This window comes from Microbulbifer mixtoriginis (SeqCode), assembly GCF_052466715.1.
The window spans coordinates 2,640,186-2,663,734 of the sequence record NZ_CP174288.1 but is presented as its reverse complement, the minus strand read 5'-3'; the positions used below and the strand labels follow the sequence as shown (position 1 = coordinate 2,663,734).

The window sequence follows — 23,549 nt, the reverse complement described above, 5'->3', positions numbered from 1 at the left end:
AGCGAGAATGGAGAAGAGGGCTATGCAAATAAAACTGCGAGTGGTTTTCCTGTGGGTGGTTACGCTGTTTTTGGCTGCCTGCGCGGGAGTTCAGACCAAGTCGGGCAAGGTTTCTGATTATTCCTCTGTGCGGGTGTCCGGCAGTGTGAGCCGGGACTTTGAACGATCCCTGGAATTCCTTGCGGATAAGGAGTTTGCGCGCGCGATTGAGTTGTTGGAGACGGTAGTTGAGCGGGAGCAGCGTTTGCCCGCGCCTTATATTAATCTCGGCATTGCCCAAATTCAGGTGGCAGAAGAAAAAAAAGCGGAAGAGGCTTTTCTTAAAGCATTGGAAATAGATGCCGAGCACCCGGTGGCCACTAATGAATTGGCAGTGCTTTACCGCAAGCAGGGTCGTTTTGCCGATGCGCGCAAAATTTATGTGAATGCCTTGGCAGAAAACCCCGAATACCTGCCACTGATAAAAAATCTCGGCATATTGTGTGATCTCTATCTGCAAGATCTCCAATGCGCTCTGGCACAATTCCAGCAATATGTACAGCTGGAACCCGAGGACCAGGATGTGTCTATCTGGCTGGCGGATCTTAAACGGAGGGCGGGCAAGTGATAGCGCAGTGTAAATGGATTTTGCCGTTTATGATGGGGTTTGCCATTTTTCCTTTTGCCGGTGCGCAGGCACAAGAAGGTGAAAAAAACCAAGCCACAGATAAGAAAGTGGATACCAAAGTTAAAGAGTTATCGGGTATTTCCATTATTGGTAATAAGGAAGCGCCCAAGTCTCTGTATATCGTTCCCTGGAAAAGTTCCGAGGTGGGTGTCGAAAGTGATCTTGTCTCCAGTTTGATGGACGACAAGCTCAAGCCGCTCGACAAGGAAGTTTTCATGCGTGAGCTGGAGTTCTACCAGCTCAGCCTGTCCGGCGATTAACGCCGTCCTTTCTCTGGCTAAAGCCAGAGCAGCAACCAATTACTGCAGTATTTCTCAAGAGGGTTTGTAATGGACTTTTTCAACAGCGTCATCGAGTTTTTCCAGACGGGCGGTACTTTTATGTACCCCATTCTTGTGGTGGCCGCCCTGGGTGGCGCAGTAGCAATTGAGCGATTTATTCGCCTGCATTACGAGCGCCGTACCAACCGCACTATGTGGGATAAATTGCAGCCAATCCTCTCCAGTGGTGATTTCGATCGTGCGCGAAATCTGGTTAAGCAGGATAACTCCAGTGTGGCAAAGCTACTTTCCATGGGGTTGGCCCGTCAGGGTGCAGTGCGCCGCCGCGAAGATATCGAAATCGCGATGGAAGAGAGCATGATGGAAATCACTCCGCAGCTGGAAAAGCGCACGCCCTACGTAGCACTGTTTTCTAATATCGCCACGCTGCTGGGTCTGCTCGGTACTATTATGGGCCTGATTGAAGCCTTTACCGCAGTGGCCAATGCCAACCCGGCAGAAAAAGCCGACCTGCTTTCCGCCAGTATCTCGGTAGCGATGAACACAACGGCTTTCGGTCTAATGACCGGTATCCCCCTGTTGATTGTGCATGCACTGCTCAACTCCCTCACTGGAGAAATTATTGATAGTCTGGAAATGGTTTCCGTAAAAGCCTCCAATCTGATTGACAGTTCAACCCGCCGTCGCTTCGAAGTCGATGCGCCTGCTTCAAAAAATAAAGGTGAAAACAAGTCGGCTAGCAAGTCTGAGAAGCACACCAAATCACAACCAGTGGCCGCGGCCAAAACCGAAGAACAGCAAACGGAAACTGCGTAATGAGAAGGCGGCGCCACGGGAGAGATAAAGAGGCCCCGGAGCTGGACATCACCGCCTTCCTAAACCTGATGGTGGTGCTGGTGCCGTTTCTGTTGGTATCGGCGGTGTTCTCACGGGTAACAATTTTAGAGCTAAATATGCCGAGCGGAGCCGGTGGTGGAGCGCCGGATGATCCCACGGTCACGGTAGAAGTCGTCGTTCGCACAGAGGCGCTGGAGATTAGTGATGGTGAGAAAGTCATTGCGCGTTTTCCAAACCTGACGCAATCCGAAGAGGGTGAGTCTGCGCCGCTGGAAGCGGCTACAGAGGAAGGTGCCGGGGAGGGTGAACAGCTTGCTCTGTTGCCAACCGCGGAGGTCTACGACCTGAAAAAACTCACCGAGTTTTTACTGCAGGTAAAGGCCAGCTATCCAGAAAAAACCGACTCCATTTTGTTGATGGAAGCGGATATTGCCTATGAGCACTTGGTGGGTGTAATGGATACCGTGCGCGGAGCCGAGGTGCGTGTGGAAGGCAGCGATCCCAGTGATCCAAGTGCTGTAGAGAAAGTGGTGCTGTTTCCCGATATTTCCATAGGAGATGCGCCGTGAGACATGAAAGCCGACGTATGAAGCGTATGGCGCGCAGCCATAAGCGTAAAAAAACCTCGGGTATGAACCTTACCTCGCTAATGGACGTGTTCACCATTTTGGTTTTTTTCCTCTTGACCAACACTTCCAGTAATGAAGCGTTGGAGCCACCCAAGGTGATCACACTGCCGGATTCGGTGGTGGAGGCCAAACCAAGGGAAACCGTAACCCTGATGGTGACCAATGAGGAAATTCTGGTGGAATCCAATTCAGTGGTGGCTACCAGCGAGGTACTTGAGAGTGAAGAAATCATTATCGAGGCCATTAAGCAGGCGATGATCGCCGAGATGGGTAAGGCTATCGGTGTGGCCCAGGCCTCTGCTGAGGCGGAGGCCGAAGAAGCCGGCACCGAGGGAGAAGTTCAGCCGGAGCCACCGGAAGTCAATATTCTCGCGGACAGGGGCATTCCGTTCAGTTTGCTTAAGAAGGTGATGTCCAGTTGTACGGAAGCTGGTTACACCAAGGTATCGCTGGCGGTTATTCAGAAAGCATCTCAGGGTTAATGGAAGTTTGTGAGTAATTTTCTACAACAACAGCAGGCACTTAGCGAATCGCTCAATGCGGTTCGCCAGCGCATGCTCCTGCTCGAGGATGAGCGGCAGCAGATAGAGGCACAGCTGGCCGAGTTGCAGGCCAATGGCACCAAGTTCCAGCTGCTTGATGAAATTTCCGAGCGCTTGCGCAAGCTCGAAGAGGCCGGCGCCGGTGAAATGTTCTGGGCCGAGGATTACCGGGTCGATGCCTCCGAGCGGGTGATTGCTCGAATCGGTGAGTCCACCCGCGATTTCAACGAACAGCTGGAGCAGCTGCATCAATCCCGCCGGGAAGTGCTCGATAATATTGAATACTGCAGCGAGGAAATCTTTGCTCTGGACGAGCAGGCAGATGAGCTGCGCCGTGAAGAGGAAGAGTCCAAGTACGAGTTCGAAATTACCCGTGAGTTCGAGCAACCGGATTTTCGCCCAATGGTTATGCCCTGGCATACGCAGGGTGAAGATGAAAAGCGTTTCCGTCTCTGTGTATTCGCCTCTCTGTTTATTGCCACTTTATTAGGTTATCTGGTGCCACTCTATACGTTGCCGGAACCGGAAAGCGAAGTGGTTGAGATTCCAGAGCGTTTGGCCAAGCTGGTAATCGAGAAGAAAACCAAGCCCAAGCCACCGCCGGAGCCGGAGAAAACCAAGCCCAAGAAAGAGGAGAAGAAGCCCGAGCCCAAGCCTGAGCAGAAGGTGGCCAAGCAAGAGCCCAAGCCAACCAAAACTGAGAAGAAGCAGGCGCGCAAGAAAGCTGAGCGCACAGGTGTTCTGGCCTTTAAGGATAATTTCCAGGATCTGATCCAGGATGATCTGGATAACCGTCTCGGCCAGCAGACCCAGCTGAGCACGGCGGGTAAGAAAGAGAATCGCAGCCAGCGCTCTCTGATTACGTCTGCCGCAGCCAAGGGTAGTGGTGGCATCAGCGCTTCAGATGTGAGTCGCAATGTGGGCGGAACGGGTTCTTCCCTGGGTGGCGTCGAGTTTGCACGTGTTGAAAGTGCTATTGGCAATGAGGGTGACTTTGCCGGTGAGGATCGACCACTCAGCGATGGTGTTGGCCCGTCACGTACCGACGAGGAAATCCAGATTGTCTTCGATCGCTATAAGAATGCGCTCTATCGCATCTACAACCGCGAGCTGCGCAACAACCCGGCTCTACAGGGCAAGATGGTGCTGAAGATCACTATCGAACCGGATGGCTCTGTGTCCCTGGCACAAGTGGAGTCCAGCGATATGGATTCGCCGGCACTTAATGCCAAAATTGTTGCAAGGGTCAAACGGTTTAACTTCGGTGAAAAGGCTGGTGTTCCAACAATCACCATTCTCTACCCGATTGACTTCCTACCGCAGAGTTAATCAAATGGGCCTCCTTCTCGCTTGTGCGGGGAGGGGCCCTTTTTTTTCGGGCAGTTTTTGCCTGCTTTCACAGCTTTTTCCCTCCCGGGTTTGCCTGAGAACCACTTGGCAATCTTCAAAAAAGTCCTCCTGCCGGGCGGTATTTATGACCTGCTTCACGGCCACTTTTCCCCTCTGCAATTAAAGTTCGCGCACCGGGCAGACCCTGTGCGGCGGCAGTGCCTGAGGGTGCTGTCAAGGATTTTGTAAACAGAAAAGCGGCGGCTAATAAGTGACGATGATGTCGGAAGTAATTGGACGGAAATCCTGGAATAATGCGCTTGTTGGTTTAGTGCTGCTCTGTATTTACATTGCTTTATTTTCTCCGCAGGCAAGGGCGGATCACAATTGTCCCTCATCTCCGGATAACCCCGCATTTTTTAATATCCTTGACCATAGCTATAGTAATAGCTGGTGTGAACTCTGTGGCGATGGCCAAGTGACCATCGAAATTGTTGTTCCCAGCATCCGCAGTGGTTTTATGGGAACCCAGCATATTGAAAATATTGTGGTCACAGAAAACCTGGGGACTTCACAACTGGAATATATCCCCGGTTCCACTACAGTAAGCTCTGGTGTTGTTTTAAGCGAACCTACTCTCAGCGGCACTACTATCCGTTGGGACCAAAACGACCTGTCTGCACTCGCTGCCCGTAATGAAAGTACTACCTTATGGATTACTTTCGGTGTACGCAGTAGGGCAGACCGTGAAGAAGATTTGGTTAATAACAACCGCACTATTAATGCATCTGCCTCTTTCGACTATTGTGGTGATTCGGAGACAGATTACGATAGTATGGAGCTGGCTATTAAAGAGCCTCTGCCCTCCGTAGATAAACGCGGGCGTAATATCGATGCGGGTCAAACTAATTACACCAATAATGTTTATGGCAATATTAATGATGACGTGATCTGGCGTATCGCTATCTCCAATGCTGGGGATGCAGATATGCAGGATGTACGCTTTGATGATTTGATGACCAACCCGAATATGGACATCAATTATGCTTGTTCCAGCGAATCAGCGGCGCAGGCTATCGCCAATAACAATGGTTCCAATCCAGGTGTCTCTGGGTGTGTTTCAGCCAGCAACAATATCAATAATTTTGAGCTGAATGGCAGCTTCTCCGGTGGTTCAGGACGCACAGATGTTCCGGCAAACTCAACCCTCAACATCTATCTGGTAGGTAAGGTAAACACCTCCTGTAGTGACGGCACTAATACGGTTTCAGATATACAGTGGGGTTGCGAAATTGATGACGATACCGGTGTTGGGGGTATTTCCTCTCCTGCAGTAGGCTCAGGGCCCGGTTCAGATTCCGAAGTGATGTATGCCCGAGTTGCCGATGCACTCGATATTACCCAGGCCATTACCGGCACTAATTTGAATCAACCACTGGGTTCGGCAGGTTTTGTAACTATTACCATCAATAACCAGACACGTGGCTCGGTTAAGGATATCCAGTTCGTTAGTGATCTTCCGGATGAATATGTGGTGGATACCACCTATACACCACAGATTACCCGCGAGCGCCGTGGCGTTGATGGGCATGGGGCCAACTACAGCTCCACTTACCCCGGTAAGGCCGATACCCTGCAATGGCGTGTGGGTAGCAATTGGAATCAATGGCACACTGACCCACTGCAAAATAACAAGCCGGAATTCCGCCTGCTGAGTAGCACCACGCACCCGAATTATTCGGACCAGCGTAATATGATGCGTCAGGGCGATGAGATACAAATCCGTTTCCGTATTGTTACCACTGAGCCTGATTTTTTCGACAAGATGGCCGATCTCGATGTGGAAGTAGAATCGGCAGGTAACGGCAAGGATCCGAACAGTAATATTAGCCTCGCCAATAATGTTTTAACGGTTGACTACGAGGATTTCTGCCCTAGTACCAATCCTCCCACGCAGATTGAAAATCAGTCGGTTACCCCGAACCCGGAAGATCTGGATATCAGCACCGTGCATCCTCTGTACATAGTGCGGGATAGCGGTACGTCTGAGCTGACGGTAGATGTAACCAACAATGGTGGCCACGATGCGGATAACTACGATGTGTATGTCACCTTTGGTGAAGCCATGCGCGTACTGTCGAATGACCGCGCCTGTACTCCTGTTGGCAAGCCTAACCCCGGCACCGTGCCCGCGCACCCGCTTTGGAACCAACCGGACTTTCTGCCAGCTTCGGCTGCGGTTTATCGCTGTACCAGTCTAGATGGTGTCATTGAACCGGGAAGAACCGAGCGTATTATTTTCCAGGTAGAAAAAAACCATTCTGCCACCGATGATGATCTTACCTTCCGCGCCGATGTGGTGGGAGAGATAACCTTGTCCGATGGCACTCCGCTGTATTTCCCTAATCCAGCGGTGTTGAATGAAACAACGCCCCAGAAGCAGTTGGCCAATAACTACACCCTCGACGGTATGCGCGCGCGGGTCATGGGTTTTAACCTGATCAAGGAGCGCTCTGATCAGTGTAATGAATTAACTTCCGAAGCTGCATTCCCCAATAGCAGTGTGTTGATTGGTGAAGAGTGTCGCTTTGAAATCCAGGCCGGAGGCTGGTTTGGTTTCGACACGCCCGGATTTACCCTGATTGAAGTGCGCGATATTGATGTGCGCGATGACCTGCCGGATGGTCAGGGCTATATCGCCGATGCTCCGCTTACTTGTGCAGATGTCACCCTGCCGCACCCGGTTTCTCAGGCAAATTGTGTAGTGATTCCCAGTGGCGATATTGTGGAGACCGGGGGCTTGAATATTCCCCTTAGCGAAGCAGACTTTCTCTGGGATGTGACCTCCAAGATAACCCTGCGCGACCGCTGGTTCCTTGCAGATATGACCACGCGCTTACTCAATGATCCGGTGGATACTGAGAACACCGATCCGAATCAGCATGCCAATCCCAGCACCGATTACGCGCGCGCGCAATTTACCGCGGTTTTCGACACCGAAACTATTGTGGTGGATAACTACAATACCAGCGGTATTTTTACCAATATTGATGGTGTGCCTACTACCGTACCGGGTTTCCCAGATATTACCGAGTGGTCGGAAACTGTAACCGTCTCCGAGCCCCATATCGAAGTTGATAAAAAAGTCTGTAACGAAAATCTCTACGGTATAGGTACCAGCTGTACAAATTTCGTGGACTTTACTAATGAAGGCCACCGGGACCAGACTTACATTTTCCGCCTGACCCTGACTAATCGCACAGCCGATAGCGGTGTAAACCGTGCTCCTGCCTACGATCTGGTGATCACCGATACGCTCGACCCTTCCGGTCAAATGTGTGTGCAGGCCCTGAGCAGCGATGGCCTGGATAACGATGGTGATGGCTCAGCGGAAACGAATAACGGTGATGATGGATGGGTAGGCACCACTACAGGTGCTAATAATTATTCTGAAGCCAGCCATTGTAGTAGTGGTGGAACTCCGGCGATTGTCACTTTCTCTTATGAGCATTCCACAGCACTGGAGCGCATTAATCCCGGTGACTCGGTAACCCTTTACTACCGCGTTAAGCCACATCGCTCCGTAGCGCCACTACAAATTTTTAACAATACCTTTTATGCCCGCTACGACAGCCTGGAAGGCAAATTTGGCCAACAGACCGCCACACAGATCGATAGTGACGTGGACAATGATGGCGTTGGCGATGGCACTCCCGCAGCAGGGCGTGCGCGCCACTATAAATCTGCGGATGCACAAGCGCGAATGCAGATTATTGAGGTGAAAGCGGAACCGAAGCAGGCTTTGCAATTATCCAATGGTGCTGCCAGCGGCACCAATAAAGATACTGCGGTTGTGGGCGAGGAAATTCGCTATCAGCTGACCGCAAAAATTCCTGCAGCTAAATTGCGTAACTTTATTATCCGCGATGAACTGCCGGCGGGAATGCGCTGTATTGAAGGGCAAACCGTAAACCTCGATGCATCGCCCTACGATGCTGCTGGTTTTATTCCCGGTGGTACTTTTAGCGCTACCTGTACCAGTACAGGTAGCGCTGATTACGTGGAGTGGAATTTTGGCGATCAGGAACTCACCACGGTAACCGGTAGCCTGTTTGATTTCCCGGTGGAATTTATTGCGCGCATTGAAAATAGCAGCAATACCGATGATGGTGATGTGCTGGGTAATGGTGGTAGTTACACCACTGCCCAGGTGAGCTATGTGGATGAGGCTAATCAAAACGTTACGGTACCTTTTGCCTCCCACGAAATTACCGTGCTGGAACCCAAGATACAGCTGAACAAATCGTTCGCAGTAACTAACAGCGATGCGGATGATATTCTCACAGTAACTGTCACTGCAGAAAATATCGGTACCGCCGCCGCCTATAACCTGCAGGTACTCGATGACCTTACCGGGTCCAAGTTGGTTTATATCGGCAATATTGGAGGTAATGATCCACCCCAAAATGTCGATATCACTACCGTGGGTGCTAATGCACCGATCTTTAGCTGGAATCGCAGTAATGCGGATTACAGCATCGCCGTGGGCGCTACCAAGTCATTCACCTTTGATGTGCGGGTAGAGCAGGGTGTAGAGCCCCATGAGATTCTGGATAACACCATTCAGGCCCGCTGGCAGTCCCTGGCGGGCAAAGATATTTCACTGAATAGCAGTAAGACTATTGGCAATGATGGAGCTGCTGACGGTATGCGTATCGGCGTGTTACCTAATGGTGGTGACGCGATTAATGATTATGAAACCAATGCCAGTGCCCAGACAGAAGTCTTTCCGCTACAGATAAACAAAACCGATTTACAGCCCGCTGTAGTTCCCACCATTGGTGCTCATAAAAAATTCCAGCTGGAAATCCACTTGCCAGAAGGTATCAGCCAAAATGTAGCGGTTACCGATCAGCTCGGCAGCCCGGAAGGCTATGTGCTCAGCCATAATGCCGATTTCGATATTACTTATGATTTTGTCGGTATCGAAACCATTAATGGCGCAGCGCCATCTGAAACAGCATTCAATAGTTTCCCCACAGATAACACTGCCGGCAATGCCACCTGGAATATTGGCACCGTGGATACTGCCAGTGAAAATGACACGGTTGGCGGTACTATTGAACCACTGATTCGTATTACCTACTTTGCCCGTATCGCCAATGATTTGGCTACAAATAATGGCGATTCCCGTCGCAATGGTGCCACCCTGTCTTACCGCAATGGCGAAACCGGAGCCGGGGAAAATCTCAATGACAACACCGCTGCGGTTACCGTGGTAGAGCCTTTGCTAGGGGTCAGTAAAACCGTCAGTAATGCGACCAACCCCGGCAATTTGCCTGTGGGTGGTGATGTACTGGAGTACGAAATTACCGTGGCCCACGATGGTGGCTCCACAGCAGCTGCTTACGACTTAAATCTGGTGGATACACTACCTTCGGAATTGCGCCTGGACAGCAGTTTCACCCCAACGGCACTAATTAATGGTGGTGCTGTGGCAGGTTTTGTCTCAACACCGGCGGCAGCGCCCAATGGCCCCTTGATTTGGGGGCGGGAGAACGGTGATAACAGTCTGGACCTGCAACTGGGGGAAACTCTGGTGATTACCTACCGCACTCAGGTGAATGGGGTATTTGGTTCTCCCATTAGCAATAGTGTGATGTTGGATTGGACCTCTCTCGACAACAGCAGTACAAATGATCAGGCCTATGAACGCGATGGTGCTGGCTGCCCAAGTATTTCGGCACCGGATGATTACTGTGTGGGACCGGCCAGCGCCAGTATCGACACGGTGGATAACACCACTATTTCCAAGACAGTCATTGCGGATTCCGATAGCGCCACTCCAGTGGGTACGGTACGGGTTGGTGACACTGTTACCTATCAGCTAGTTCTGAATCTGCAGGCGGGCACCACACCGGCGGTAACCGTTACCGATACGCTGCCGAGCGGATTGGAGTTTGATTCCATTGTCAGCGTGAACGGTGATACCACCGCGCCCTACGATGACAACTTGAATGATTACACCTATGCGGCGATTGCCGTGCCTGGCGCCGGGGATACTGGTACCGTGACCTGGAATCTGGGCGATATCCTCAGTAACTTCGGTAATACCAATCAATTTATTATTGAGTACACCGCCAAGGTACAAACCGGCGCGGGCATTGCGGTGCCCACTGCCACCCTCACCAATACTGCGCAACTGAATTACACCGGTGCCGCCAGCACATTGCAGGACAGCGCCAGTATTACAGTACTGCAGCCGCGCCTTGCGAATCTGACTAAAACCGATGCCAACTGGCCCAGTTCCCATATGAATGTGGATCCGGCCAATGATGTGATGCAGTTTACTTTACAAGCCTGTAACACTGGCTTGGCTCCAGCTTACGATCTGTCTTTGACCGATGATCTGGCGACGCAGATGGAGCAAAGTTCCATCGCCAATTTACGGGTCTCCCTGGATGGCTCAGTACTGACTCAAGGTACTGATTACAGCTACACTGCACCGGTCAATCGCGGTGACGATATGCACTTTACTTTACAGGTGCCTATCGACGCTGGTGCCTGCTTGGATATTTATTATGAAATTGGCTTTTATACTGATATCGGCGGCGGTGAAAACTGGGTAAACACTTTTACAGCAAATGAATTCTGGTCACTGCCCAGCAAGAGCGGTGAACAGTATGCTGCAGTTCCCCTGGCAACGCCTTACCCGATGGGTACTGTTGCCACTACGGTAACGCCTCCGCAGAAAACGCTGCTTACTGCCCCCACAGCGGCAGTGGGTGAGGAAGTGATATACCGCATTCAAGTACCGGGTAGCGCCACTACTGCGGCGATTCACGATTTGGTGATTACCGATGTGCTCGACCCCAGCCTGACACTGGTGCAGCTGCAGGAAATTAATGGCCGCGCATTTACCGATAACACCAGCAGTAACAATATTGCCCTGGCTGTTGACATGCTTCCGGCCGGCGAAGTGGCAATTTTTGAAGTGCGCGCACGGGTTGCCAATAATGCAACCGCGCAAGCGGGGCACAACTTTGCCAATCAAGCCAGTTATACCTTTGCCGCCACTAAAGGTGGGGCTGCACAGGCCGGCGGTGTTGGCACTGCGCCGGTGCTTACTATTGTGGAGCCGGATTTATCCGCAACCAATACGGTGGTCAACCAGACCAGCCCCGGTAATGACCCCGATGCGGGCGATATTTTGCGCTTTACCCTGGACCTAGCCGCTGCGGGCAGCCCGGAGAATTCCGCCGCTTTCGATTTGGCTATCCTTGAGCAGCTCTCTCTGGGGCTGCAATTGGTACCGGGCAGTGTCACCTTTGCAGGTGCCGCCCAGGCCGACCCCACGGTAACCGGCGATGGTGTTAATACTGCGCAAACTCTCGAGTGGAGCCGTGCCAACAGCGATCTGGATATCCCTGCCGGTAATAACAGCCTGTTGGTATTCGATGCTCTGGTACTGGATGAAGTGCTGGCAGCAGCCACACTTTCCACCACTGCGCGCATCGAGTGGACCAGTCTGGATGAAGATAACAGCAGTCCCCATGAGCGCAATGGTGCTGACGGTGTCGGCGGTTTAAATGATTATGTACTGGAAAATATTGCCGCACAGCTGACCGCCGCCAATGACAGCGTACTGAGCAAAACCCGTGTTGACGATAGCTACGGTAGCACTGATGTGCAGTTGCGTATCGGCGATCTGGTGGAATACGAGCTGCGTCTGGCCCTGCCAGAAGGTACAGCACCGAAGGCGCAGATTGTCGATACTTTGCCGCAGGGCATGGTCTTTGCCGGCACGGTGTCGATCAATGGCGATAGTAATGCACCTTTCGCGGCTGTGGCACCTTTCCTCCACAACGATATCGCCGAGCCGGTGCAGGCTGGTGACCCGGCCGCGGGCCCGACCACACTGAGTTGGAATATTGCTGATTTGCGCAACCAAGGCGATAACAACGCAGCTAATGATGAATTTGTGCTGCGCTATCGCGCGCGGGTATTAAACCGCGATGTGCACCCATGGCCTGCCAACAATACTGCACTCACTAATAATGTTGTTTTCAGCTTCGATGCCGCTACCGGTAATGAAACACGCAATGACAGTGAAACTCTGGATCTGCTACAGCCAGACCTGGCAATAGCAATCAGTGCGAATCCTGCTGGGGGTACCACTCTCTCCGCCGGTGATAGGGTCGATTACACCATTACGATTACCAATAATGGTTCTGCGCCCGCCTATGATCCGCTCTTTAAAGACTTGATTCCCCTCGGCCTGCGCCAGGCTGGTGTCAATGTGCAGTCAGTAACTGTCAATGGCGCTACTGCAACGGCTGTTGCTCCAACTTTTGACAGCAGCACTGGCGCAGCGATTTGGGATTTCTCCGCGGGTACCGGTTACGCCATTAACCCAGGCCAGACTTTACAAATGGTGTACCGCGTTCAGGCGGATGCTAACTTGGGCGCGGGCCTCAATCTGCAAAATGCCGCTTATGTGGAGACTTATTATTCTCTGGATGGCGACAATCTGCCTTCTCTCGGTACAACGGCCGTGACTGCGGATATGCGCGAAGACTACGGCCCCACAGCCCCGGTCAGTGTGCAGTTTAATACTCCCAATGCCGCGCCGCTTTTCATTGAAAATACTCAGCCCACAGCTTCTATTGGCGAGCCGTTCAATTACCGCATTACTATTCCGCAAACGCCGCAGCCAGCAGCCCTGCACGATGTTAGCGTGTTGATTGACCTCAGTGTTTCCGCGGCGGATTTGGAATTTATTGGTGCGGCCAAGGTTTCCGGCAAAAATGCGTTTACTCCGCAAAATACCGGTTCCGCTTCTGCACTGGTGATTGCCGATACTACCAACGGCATTGATGTGCCCGCTGGTGAGCAGGTGGTTATTGATGTAACGCTGCGCTTGCGCGACAGCAATCCACCCAATATGGATGGCTTCATGTTTAGCAACAGTGCCAGTTACAGCTACAACTACGATAATGACAACCCGGCCATGGGGCAGGGTGCTGGTGCGGGTAATTCCACCTTGGATATGCAGGTGGTAGAACCCACGGCGATTACCCTGACAAAAACCGGCCCGGCCAGTGTGCAGTCCGGTTTACCCGGCACCTTTACTTTGGACTTACACAATATTGGTACCGGCCCAGCCTGGGATATCAGCGTGACCGATATCCTGCCGGACAATAATCCCGGTGGCATGTGTGAAACCGCACCAAATAATTTTGCGGCACAAATCACCGATGCGGCCGGTACTGCGATTGCCACCCTGAGTGAAGGAACCGATTTTAATACGGCCTTTGATGCAGCCAGTTGTACTCTTACCATCACATCAATTGGCGCTGGGGCAATGTTGGCTGCGGATCACCATCTGCTGCTAAGTTACGACGCTACCCTGGATGCAGATACCCGCGATGGCGAAACGCTCACCAATATTGCCGGGGTAACGCTGTGGCACAGTTGGGATAGCAGTGCGCCTGAAGCGCGTCAGTACACCCGTCCGGCGCCTACCGATGGTACACCTGGCGTGCTCGATCATGAGGATGCCTATACCCTAAGTGCTTCAGTACCCAAGGTAACTTTCTACAAGACTGTCGAGAATGTTACTCGCGGACAAAATCCGGCTGCCACGGCCAGCCCTGCAGAAGTATTGCGCTACACCCTCACTTTGAAAAATATCAGCGGTGTGGATGTCAGTGGTATTGAGATTACTGATGACTTGGGCCGCCTAAACAGCTTGCCATTGTTCCAGTCGGGCTCCCTGCAACTGGTTACTGCTCCGGCGAGTAGCGATAGTAGCGGGACAGATGCTTCTGCTGGTACCCACGGTAGTGGCTTGTTGAAGGTGACCAATCTTGACCTGGCGGCCAGTGGCAGTGCGGGTGATTCCATTCAGTTGATCTATGAAGTAAGTCTCGCCCCTGTCATTGATAGCGGTACACCTGTGTTGAATCAGGCTCAGGTACAGTTGCCCGGTCAATTACTGAAAAACAGTGATGATCCCAATATTAACGGTACTGATGATCCTGACGCTGCGGGGGATGAAGACCCTACTCAGGTATTAATTGAATCTGAACCACTGCTGGTAATTCATAAAACCTCAGCAGATATGACCGGTAACCCGGACCTGCTGATGGTGGCGGATACCCTGCGCTATACCATTCGCGTGGAAAATACCGGTAACGAAAATATCGTTAACGGGATGTTGCGTGATCAGATCCCTGCGAACACTACTTATGTTGCTGGCTCCACCACCTTGAATGGTTCTGCGCTTACAGATGTAAGTGGCGCTTCGCCGCTTGAAGCGGGTATGAACATTAATACATCTGGCGAAGCCGATGGTTTTATTGCTGCAGCGGCAACTGGCGCTGTGCCTGTGATGGTTACCTTTGATGTCACCATTAATGATGTCAATGACGGCACTATTATTTCAAACCAAGGCTTTGTTAATGGCGAAGGTGCTGGTAGTGGCCCCTTCGATGAAGTCCCATCGGATGACCCCGCTACAGATGCCCCCAACGATCCAACAATAGATATTGTTGGCGATGTTCCCCTGCTGGTTGCTCATAAGACCGTGGCAATTGCGGTGGATAATATTTCCACGGGTATTGTCGACCCCGGTGATGTGCTGCGTTACACCATTGCGATTACCAATATGGGGGGGGTTGATGCGCTGCAGGTCGCACTCACTGACCAAGTGCCTGCAAATACCACTTATGTTGCCGGCACTACCACCTTAAATGGTATCGCGGTTGCTGATAATGCCGGTGGTATGTCACTGCTGAATACTGCATTGCCGGTATCTTCTGATGACCTAACCCCACCGTTGCCAGGTGCCAACGAGGGGGTGATTACTTCTGCACAAACTGCCACCGTAACTTTTGATGTAATGGTGAATATGGATGCTGCCAGGGGTACGGTAATTAGTAACCAGGGCAGTGTTACTGCAGAAGAACTGCCACTGGTACTCACTGATGCAGATGGCAATCCGGCCAATGGTGCCCAACCGACACTAGTGGTGGTGGGTGATGCACAGCTGCTTTCAGTTGTAAAAGAAGTTGCCGTTGTCGGCGGTGGCGCAGCCGAAGCCGGAGCAGTGTTGGAATATCTGGTGACCATTGAAAATATCAGTGGTGTGCCGGCGACCATGGTAAATATTACTGATGACCTAATGGTTGCCGGCGATGGTGTCCTTACCTACGTTGCAGACTCTGCCATGCTCAATGGCCAAGTAGATGGAGTCAGCGTTGCCGGTACGGTAATTACTGCTGACTACTCCACAACTTATGGAGATTTACTGCCGGGTGAAAGTGTGACACTGCGCTTCCAGGCAAAACTTTCCGACAGCCTGGAAATTGGCTACACCGTGGTGAATACCGCGGAAGTGCACTGGAATGATCCACCTTCAAGCAATCAGGCCAGTGTTGCTATCGATGTTGGTGGCACACCGGGAATCGCTAATTTGGCCGGTTACCTGTGGCACGATGTGAACTTCAATAATCAGGCCGATGCCGATGAACGCCTGCTGTTGAATTGGGCAGTGGATCTGTATTTCAACGGTGCATTGCTGGAAACAATCCAGACCGATGAAAATGGCTATTTCCATTTCCAGGGACTGGTACCCAACAATTATGGTGGCCTTAGTTACGAGATGCGCTATACCGCGCCGGATGCCAGCGAAAGTACCGCATCTCTGGGTAATCCGGTTTCCGATTTCACCAATGGTCCCCAGCGTATTAGTGAGATCTTTGTGGAGTCGGGTGCTAATCCGCAAGACTTAAACCTGCCGCTCACGCCAAACGGAGTCATTTACAACTCCATCCTGCGTGCTCCGATTACCGGCGCTACGCTGAGTATGCTGCGTGCCAGCTCAGGCCAGGAGCTGCCGAATCGTTGCTTCGATGATGAAAAGCAGCAGGGTCAGGTAACCCGTGCCGGTGGCTACTACAAGTTCGATATTAATTTCGATGATGCCGCCTGTCCGGCCAATGCGGACTACCTGATTCGAGTAGAACTGGCCGATGACAATTATGTCGGTGGTGAATCCCTGGTTATTCCAGCGCAGACCAATGAGGAGACTGCCGGATTCGATGTGGGCGCTTGCCTCGGCAGTAATGCGGATATGGTGCCGGGTACTGCGCAACACTGCGAGGTGCAACTGTCCCCGGCTAATCCGCCACTGGATATAGAAGCACGTGATACCCTGACCAACTATTACCTGCGCCTGACTCTGGATAACAAACAAATTCCAGGGGATAGCCAGTTGTTCAACAACCATATCCCCCTGGACCCGAAATTAGAGGGGGCGCTCTCTATTACTAAAACTGCGGCCATGTTGAATGTGACCCGCAGCCAATTGGTGCCTTACACCATTACCTTCGGCAATAACCTGCCGGTACCGCTCACCGATTTGCAGCTGGTGGACTTTTTCCCCGCAGGCTTCAAATACGTGGCCGGCTCGGCGCGTCTCGATGGTGAACCGGTGGAACCGGAGATGAAAGGGTTACAGTTGATCTGGTCGGACCTACGTGTAGAGGCGGATCAGACCCGCGAGTTGAAACTGCTACTCGTTGTAGGCTCCGGTGTAGGGGAGGGCAAGTATGTGAACCGTGCACGTATGTTTAACCAGCTCTCCGGACAGACGGCGTCTGGTGAAGCTTCGGCGACCGTGCGTGTGGTACCGGACCCCACTTTCGACTGTACCGATGTGATCGGTAAGGTCTTCGACGATAAAAATATGAACGGCTACCAAGATGCCGGGGAAGGTGGACTGGCCGGTGCGAGGGTCGTCAGCGCTACGGGTCTCAATGCCACTGCCGATGCCCACGGTCGATTCCATATCACTTGTGCGGTGGTGCCAAACCCCGATCGCGGTTCCAATTTTGTGCTCAAGCTCGACGACCGCAGTTTGCCAAGCGGCTATCGTCTCACCACAGAAAACCCGCGCGTGGTGCGTGCGACCCGAGGCAAGATGGTGAAGTTTAACTTCGGCGCTAGCCTGCATCGGGTAGTGCGCCTGGATATGGCCGAGGCGGTCTTCGAACCGACAACTACCGAGATGCGTCCCCAATGGCACTCCCGAATTGAGCTGCTGCTGGAAAAACTCAGTGAAGCGCCCTCGGTATTGCGCCTGTCCTACCTCGCGGAAAATGAAGACCCGGATTTGGTGGAAGAGCGTTTGCAAACGATCAAGGCGGATATTGCCGAGCAGTGGGCGCGTAGTTATGGCGACTACGAACTGACGATTGAAACGGAAGTGTTCTGGCGGCGTGGTGCGCCGCCCAGCAAAGGAGGGTGGCAGTAATGTCCTTTGCAGATGGCAATAAAAAGCGCAGTAACCTGGAGTGTTCGCGCACACCTGGCACAGCGCTTGTTGCGAAAAAAAACACTCGCACATTTCGTCGGCGTGAGCGTTGCCTGGCCACAGCGATTACTTTGGCCTTGGCAATGCCTGTACACGCGCAGCAGCAATCTGATACCGAGGTAGCCGAACCCCTGGAAACCAGCTGGTGGCAGGTGTGGCAAAAAATTCCCGGACTGGCGCCAGAGGTAGAGGAGCCGCAGACGGAGTTTGAGGAAAAATCCTTAGGCAGCAATACGGAAACGATGTTGCTGCGTGCCCCTTCCAATCAATGGCTGCAGGATGCGGGCACTTTTATTGCCCCTCCCGAGCCGATTGTGGTGGAAGACTTTATCGAGCCATTACAGTTTTTCGCTGTGGCTGATGAAGTTTCTCCTGAGGACATCGCGTTATTGCGTGAAAAGCTGGATGAGCTGGGAGAAACGCCCAATTTCCAATTGCATTTTATTGGTCACACCGATTCGGACCCGATGCAAAAAGAATTCGTTGCGGATTACGCAAGTAAGGAAGAATTTACCCTTGCTCGCGCTCAATTCGTGGCAGATTTTTTCCAGCAGGCTTTGGAACTGCCGGAAGAGATGATCGCGGTGGAAAGCCGTGGTGACGCAGAGCCCATTGCCGACAATATCACTACTGCCGGACGCGAACTGAACCGTCGCGTGCAAGTGCAGGTGAGTTACGATGCTCTGGATGCAGAGGCTATGGCAGCCCGTGCCCGCGCTGAAGCCCTGGCACTTAACCGGGTCAAAGTGTGTCGGCAGGAAACGGTTTGTAGATTGAATTATACCGCTGGCACTGAACAGCGCGCGCGCTTAAAAAACCTGGTTAATCCTTTGCGCTGGCAGTCGGGGCAGGCGAATTTACCCGAGGCGTTCTTACGGCGTATCCGCGAAGTGCGCACAAATCTGGCCAACAAAAATAATCTGGTGATTCATTTTGTTGGTCATACCGATGCGTTGCCTCTGCAAATTGGTGAAAGCTCTGAGCAGCAACAGAATGCCTATCGGGAAAAGTCCCACAGCGAAGCCCGCCGTGTTGCTCTGGCGGTGCGCGATGCCCTGGGCCTACCGGACGCCATGATCTCCAGCAGCGGCAAGGGCGCCAGTCAGCCCATAGCCGCCAATGACACACCCAAGGGGCGCACCCTAAACCGCCGTGTGGAAGTGGAGTTCTGGTACGACGATCCCCTCGAAGTGGCGGTGGATGGCGTACAGGCCTGCCCAGAGGTGGCAGCCGCGGAAACCATTACCATTGCCCATCAATCTCTACGTGGCGATATAGCGCCTATCCGTTTCGATAATGGCGATCCGATTATTACCCAGGCGCAGCTGACTCAAATTCGCGCTGCCATGGGGGAAATTTCGAGCAAAGCCAATGTGCGCTTGAGTTTTATTGGTTATAGCGAAAACAAGCGCATGGACCGCCGGGAAGCCATGGTCTACGGCGATGATGTTGGGCTCTCTGGTGCCCGCGCGCGCCGTGCGATGGAGCAGGTAAAAGAGCTTCTCAGCCTCGAAGACTCCCAAGTGGAGTTTGAAGGGCGCGGTTATGTGCAGTCCGATGATGTAGTGGCCAACGGTTTCACCCTGGATGAAGGCGCGAGGGTTGAAGTGCAGGTGCTCTACGATGAGCTGGCGATTCTGGCGGAGAGCGACCGTCTGGAGATCGAGCGTATTAACCGCGAAGCCATCGCTAACAACCCCTATTCACTGAATTTAATGCGTATTACTGTGGATGGCAGCCCCGAATACGATCCCTATAAAAATTCTGCCGATCTGCAGCGCTGTACCGATGTGGCGCTGGATAATGCCAATATCCAGTTCCGCTTCGATAACAAAAAAATGCAGCCACGTCTGAATATTTCAGCCTGGCCCAATACCATTCGCTACGCGGATAACCCGGATACCGAGCACAGCGAGAACCGCGTGGTTTTCCGCAGCTACACCAACTATCCCAGTTTTATTGAGCGGGCCGAGGTACGCCTGTTTGAAGAAGGGCAGTCCCTGCGAGACACGCCGGTTGACATAGTCCCGCTGGCTGCCGGAGAAGGGGAGTGGTTTGCAGAATTTTCCCATTTCCAGGCACCGCTAAAAAAACTGCACTATGTCTTGCGGGTGTACGATAAAAAAGGCCGCTTCGATGAAACTGCCGAGCAGACTCTGTGGCTGGTGGATAAGGTTGAAGAGTCAACGAAAGAGGTAAACGTTTCACAGGAATTATTGGTTGGCTACGGTGAAAATCGCCTAGCGCGAAGAAATATTCCTCTGGATGGTAACAGTGTGCTGGTGAACGGTGCCGAGGTACCGCCAGGGCACACTGTGTGGCTGGCGGGCAACCCGGTACCGGTCAACGAACAGGGCCAGTTTGTCGCCGAACAAATTTTCGACCCCGGTATGCACACCGTGGAAGTGGCGGTTCTGGATCAAGAGGGCAATGGCGAATTGTTCCTGCGCGATCTGGAATTTGCCAAAAACGATTGGTTTACCGTGGGTATTGCCGATCTCACGATTGGCTATGACAAAACCAACGGCCCAGCGGCGCTGGTTACCGGCGATGAAACCCACTACGACAATTCTGTTAGCTACGATGGCCGCCTGGCGTTTTATACCAGCGGTGGTTTCGGTGAGGGTTGGCGCCTCTCTGCCAGTGCGGATACGGAAGAGGGGCCGGTGGATGATTTATTTTCCAACTTTATGGAAAAAACGCCCGATGCCCTGTTCCGCCGTTTAGATAGTGATCTTTATTATCCCACCTTTGGTGACGACTCCACCGTAGTGGAAGACGCGCCCACCTCCGGCAAGTTTTATGTGAAGTTGTCCAAGTACGACGACTTCGGCTTGTGGGGTAATTTCAAAGCGACCTATGCCGATAACGAACTGGCGCAAATAGACCGCGCACTCTATGGTGCCAACGGCCACTTCGAAAGCGATTCCATGACCAGCTTCGGGGAAAAACGCTTTCAGGTCGATGCCTTTGGTGCGGAGCCTGGCACTATTGCCGGGCGCGATGAGTATCGTGGAACCGGTGGCTCCCTCTATTTCATGCGTCATCAGGATATTCTAAACGGCTCCGAACGCCTGCGGGTTGAAGTGCGGGATAAAGACTCCGGTTTGGTACTGGCCGTAAAAAATCTTTCCCCAGTGATCGATTACGATATCGATTACATTCAAGGCCGCGTACTGCTGAACAAGCCCTTGTCTGCCCTGGCTAACGATAATCTGTTAATCCAGGATGGCTCTTATAACGGTAATCCGCAGTATCTGGTAGCCCGCTACGAATACACCCCCGGCTTTGAAGAGATGGACACTCTCGCCTTTGGTGGTCGCACCCACTACTGGTTTGGAGATCACGTAAAGCTGGGGCTCAGTGCTACCCAACAGGATGAGGATGACAACGAAACCGCGCTGCAAGGCTTTGACTTAACGTTACGTAAAACGGCAGGCAGCTGGCTGAAAGTGGAAGTGGCCAACAGTGAAGGCGGTAACCTCGATAGTACCAACTCCTTAGATGGTGGTTTTACTTTTGATAGCGGTCAAACTTTTGATCCTGAGGCTAGCGCTGCTGCCAACAAAATTGAAGCTAGCCTGCAGCTGGGTGATTTCTTCGAAAGCCTACGCGGCTCCGGTAATTTCTATCACCAGCAACGGGAAGCGGGCTTTTCTGGCCCCGGTCAATTTGCCCGGGGTGAAACCACCCAATTCGGAGCGGGGATCAATCTGCCTCTCGGTGAAAGTTTCGATGTGGGCTTGAAAGCGGATAGTAAAGAAGAGGAATTCGGTCTGCACACCAGTGCAACGGATTTCATGCTCGGCTACCGCCTCAACGATCACTGGCATCTCAGTTCCGGTGTGCGCAGCGATAGCCGTGAAGATTTCTCCCAAGTTGTGGCGGCCACCCAAACTCAGGGCGACCGCACTGATATGGCAGTGGAGGCCAGTTATGATTCTGGCGAAAATTGGAGTGCTTTCGGCTTTGTGCAGGGTACCGTAGAGGTGACCGGCACCCGTGAGGAAAACAATCGTGTTGGTGTCGGCGGTGCCTACCGGGTGAGCGACAGACTCACCATGGATAGTGAGGTTTCCAGCGGCGATACCGGCATGGGCGCGCGACTGGGCACTGACTTCCTGGTGAGCGACAGAACCAGCGTATACCTGAATTACACCCTCGATAACGAGCGCAGCGATACCGGCGTACGTGCCCGTAAAGGCAATATGAGTACCGGCTTCCGCAGCCGTTATTCCGATACCCTGAGCATGTATGGTGAGGAGCGCTACAGTCACGGCGATGTCTCCACCGGCCTGACGCATGCCTTGGGTATGGACCTGGCGCCCAACGATCGCTGGACATACGGCACCACGGTAGAAGCGGGCACCCTGGAAGACCCACGCACCGGTGCCAAAACCGAGCGCAACGCTTTGGGGCTTAATATGGGCTATAGCCTGGATGCGATCCGTTTGGCCTCGGCGGTAGAATACCGTACCGATGCCATGGAAACCGCAGTGGATGAAAACACCGTGCTGGAATCCGAGCGCGATACCTGGCTGTTGAAGAATACCCTGAGCTATCAGCTCAACCCAGACTGGCGCTTGGTTGGCAAATTTAATTACTCCGATAGCAAAAGTTCCCAGGGCGAGTTCTATGATGGAAAATTTACCGAAGCGGTAATGGGCTACGCCTACCGCCCGGTGAATCACGATCGCCTCAACACGCTATTGAAATACACCTATTTCTATAACGTGCCCACCAAAGATCAGGTAACCGTAGAAAACACCTCAGCTGAATTTATTCAGAAGAGCCATATTTTCTCCGTGGATGCCAGCTATGATCTCACCCAGCGCTGGACCCTGGGAGGCAAATACGCCTACCGCCTCGGTCAGCTAAGCCTGAATAGAGAAGACCCGGAATTCTTCGACAGTCGCGCCAGCCTCTATGTGCTGCGCGCAGACTGGCATTTTGTAAAACGCTGGGATCTCCTCATCGAAGGGCGCCTGCTCGATTTACCCGACGCGCAGGACAGCAAGAGCGGTGCATTAATTGGCCTATATCGCCATATTGGTGATCACCTCAAGCTGGGGGTGGGCTACAACTTTACGGATTTCTCTGATGATCTTACTCAGCTGGATTACGACAGCCAGGGGATGTTTGTGAATATTGTTGGGAAGTTGTGAGCGTTGATTGTGTGGTCCGGCGGGAGCCGGGCTGATGAAGGTGCCGAATTAGATATATCGATAGTCTTTCCGCACCTGGCGACTATTTAATGACCAGAATAAGGCTGGTCTCACCGTAAAATTGACAACTGTTGTAAACCTCGGATGATGCGCGCCGATTTTAAAAATATACAAGTTTCCGGTGGTAGTTGTGTCTTTAGGCCCACGTATAGTTGTCCTTTTCTCCCTTTTACTGTCTTCCCTACTAGCTTTTGTCAATGATTTTGGGGCATGGTTTCCTCTGCTTCAGGTCCATTTACTGTTAAATGGACTGTGAGTGAGTCGGGTTTAGATGGCTGGAGTGTCAATTTTCACCTTATTGTGCAGATCTATAAATTGTGTGTTGTTTCCTTGGTGGTCTGTCATTTAAGAGCTGAATAAATGGTCTTGATGTCCAGTGTTACTTAGGTGGTTAAAATATAGAGTTTCAATTTTCTGCTTAATACTAGGGCTATCTTTGCTAAGCGTACCAATTAATTTAATCAGTTTGTACTGGTTTTATATATTAGAGTTGCAACTCCTTAAAAAGTAAATATGTAACTCTTTCGTAGAGTTGGAGTGTTTGGCTTCTGAGGTATCTGAAACAATTTTCTTGCTAGGCTCTATCTAATCAGGCGATTCTTGCCGATTTGAAAACTCAAATGTGATATTATGATCCAGTTGTGCGCAACTTATGTTTTTT

At 52.2% G+C, this 23,549-nt stretch carries 8 protein-coding genes; all 8 read left to right on the top strand.

Annotated features, from left to right (window positions below; translation table 11 throughout):
* The first annotated feature begins 22 nt into the window (after positions 1 to 22).
* The 8 genes from ACJJH9_RS11755 (at position 23) to ACJJH9_RS11720 (ending at position 22,828) form a co-directional block, all read left to right on the top strand.
* Entirely contained in the window at positions 23 to 607 is a 585-nt protein-coding gene (locus tag ACJJH9_RS11755; protein ID WP_444884439.1) for a tetratricopeptide repeat protein, read from the top strand.
* Positions 604 to 927, top strand: coding sequence for a hypothetical protein (locus ACJJH9_RS11750; protein ID WP_252082141.1), 324 nt, complete (start codon positions 604 to 606; stop codon positions 925 to 927). Before ACJJH9_RS11755 ends, ACJJH9_RS11750 begins: the two co-directional genes overlap by 4 nt.
* 69 nt (positions 928 to 996) lie before the next feature.
* Positions 997 to 1,764, top strand: a complete 768-nt coding sequence (locus ACJJH9_RS11745) for a MotA/TolQ/ExbB proton channel family protein (protein WP_444922861.1) — start codon at positions 997 to 999, stop codon at positions 1,762 to 1,764.
* Positions 1,764 to 2,354: an ExbD/TolR family protein gene (locus tag ACJJH9_RS11740; RefSeq protein WP_252082139.1), complete on the top strand. Its 591-nt coding sequence runs from the start codon at positions 1,764 to 1,766 to the stop codon at positions 2,352 to 2,354. The genes ACJJH9_RS11745 and ACJJH9_RS11740 overlap by 1 nt, the downstream gene beginning before the upstream one ends.
* Complete coding sequence (locus tag ACJJH9_RS11735; RefSeq protein ID WP_444922860.1) at positions 2,351 to 2,896, top strand: ExbD/TolR family protein; 546 nt, start codon at positions 2,351 to 2,353, stop codon at positions 2,894 to 2,896. Before ACJJH9_RS11740 ends, ACJJH9_RS11735 begins: the two co-directional genes overlap by 4 nt.
* A gap of 9 nt (positions 2,897 to 2,905) precedes the next feature.
* Entirely contained in the window at positions 2,906 to 4,285 is a 1,380-nt protein-coding gene (locus ACJJH9_RS11730) for an AgmX/PglI C-terminal domain-containing protein (protein ID WP_444905164.1), read from the top strand.
* A gap of 280 nt (positions 4,286 to 4,565) precedes the next feature.
* Complete coding sequence (locus tag ACJJH9_RS11725) at positions 4,566 to 17,603, top strand: isopeptide-forming domain-containing fimbrial protein (RefSeq protein ID WP_444922859.1); 13,038 nt, start codon at positions 4,566 to 4,568, stop codon at positions 17,601 to 17,603.
* Entirely contained in the window at positions 17,603 to 22,828 is a 5,226-nt protein-coding gene (locus ACJJH9_RS11720) for an OmpA family protein (RefSeq protein WP_444922858.1), read from the top strand. Before ACJJH9_RS11725 ends, ACJJH9_RS11720 begins: the two co-directional genes overlap by 1 nt.
* Positions 22,829 to 23,549 lie beyond the last annotated feature (721 nt).

Bases quoted from the DNA above. Each gene is read 5' to 3' on its own strand.
- ACJJH9_RS11755 (WP_444884439.1), top strand. From the start codon at position 23: ATGCAAATAAAACTGCGAGTGGTTTTCCTGTGGGTGGTTACGCTGTTT.
- ACJJH9_RS11745 (WP_444922861.1), top strand. From the start codon at position 997: ATGGACTTTTTCAACAGCGTCATCGAGTTTTTCCAGACGGGCGGTACT.
- ACJJH9_RS11740 (WP_252082139.1), top strand. From the start codon at position 1,764: ATGAGAAGGCGGCGCCACGGGAGAGATAAAGAGGCCCCGGAGCTGGAC.
- ACJJH9_RS11725 (WP_444922859.1), top strand. From the start codon at position 4,566: ATGTCGGAAGTAATTGGACGGAAATCCTGGAATAATGCGCTTGTTGGT.
- ACJJH9_RS11720 (WP_444922858.1), top strand. From the start codon at position 17,603: ATGTCCTTTGCAGATGGCAATAAAAAGCGCAGTAACCTGGAGTGTTCG.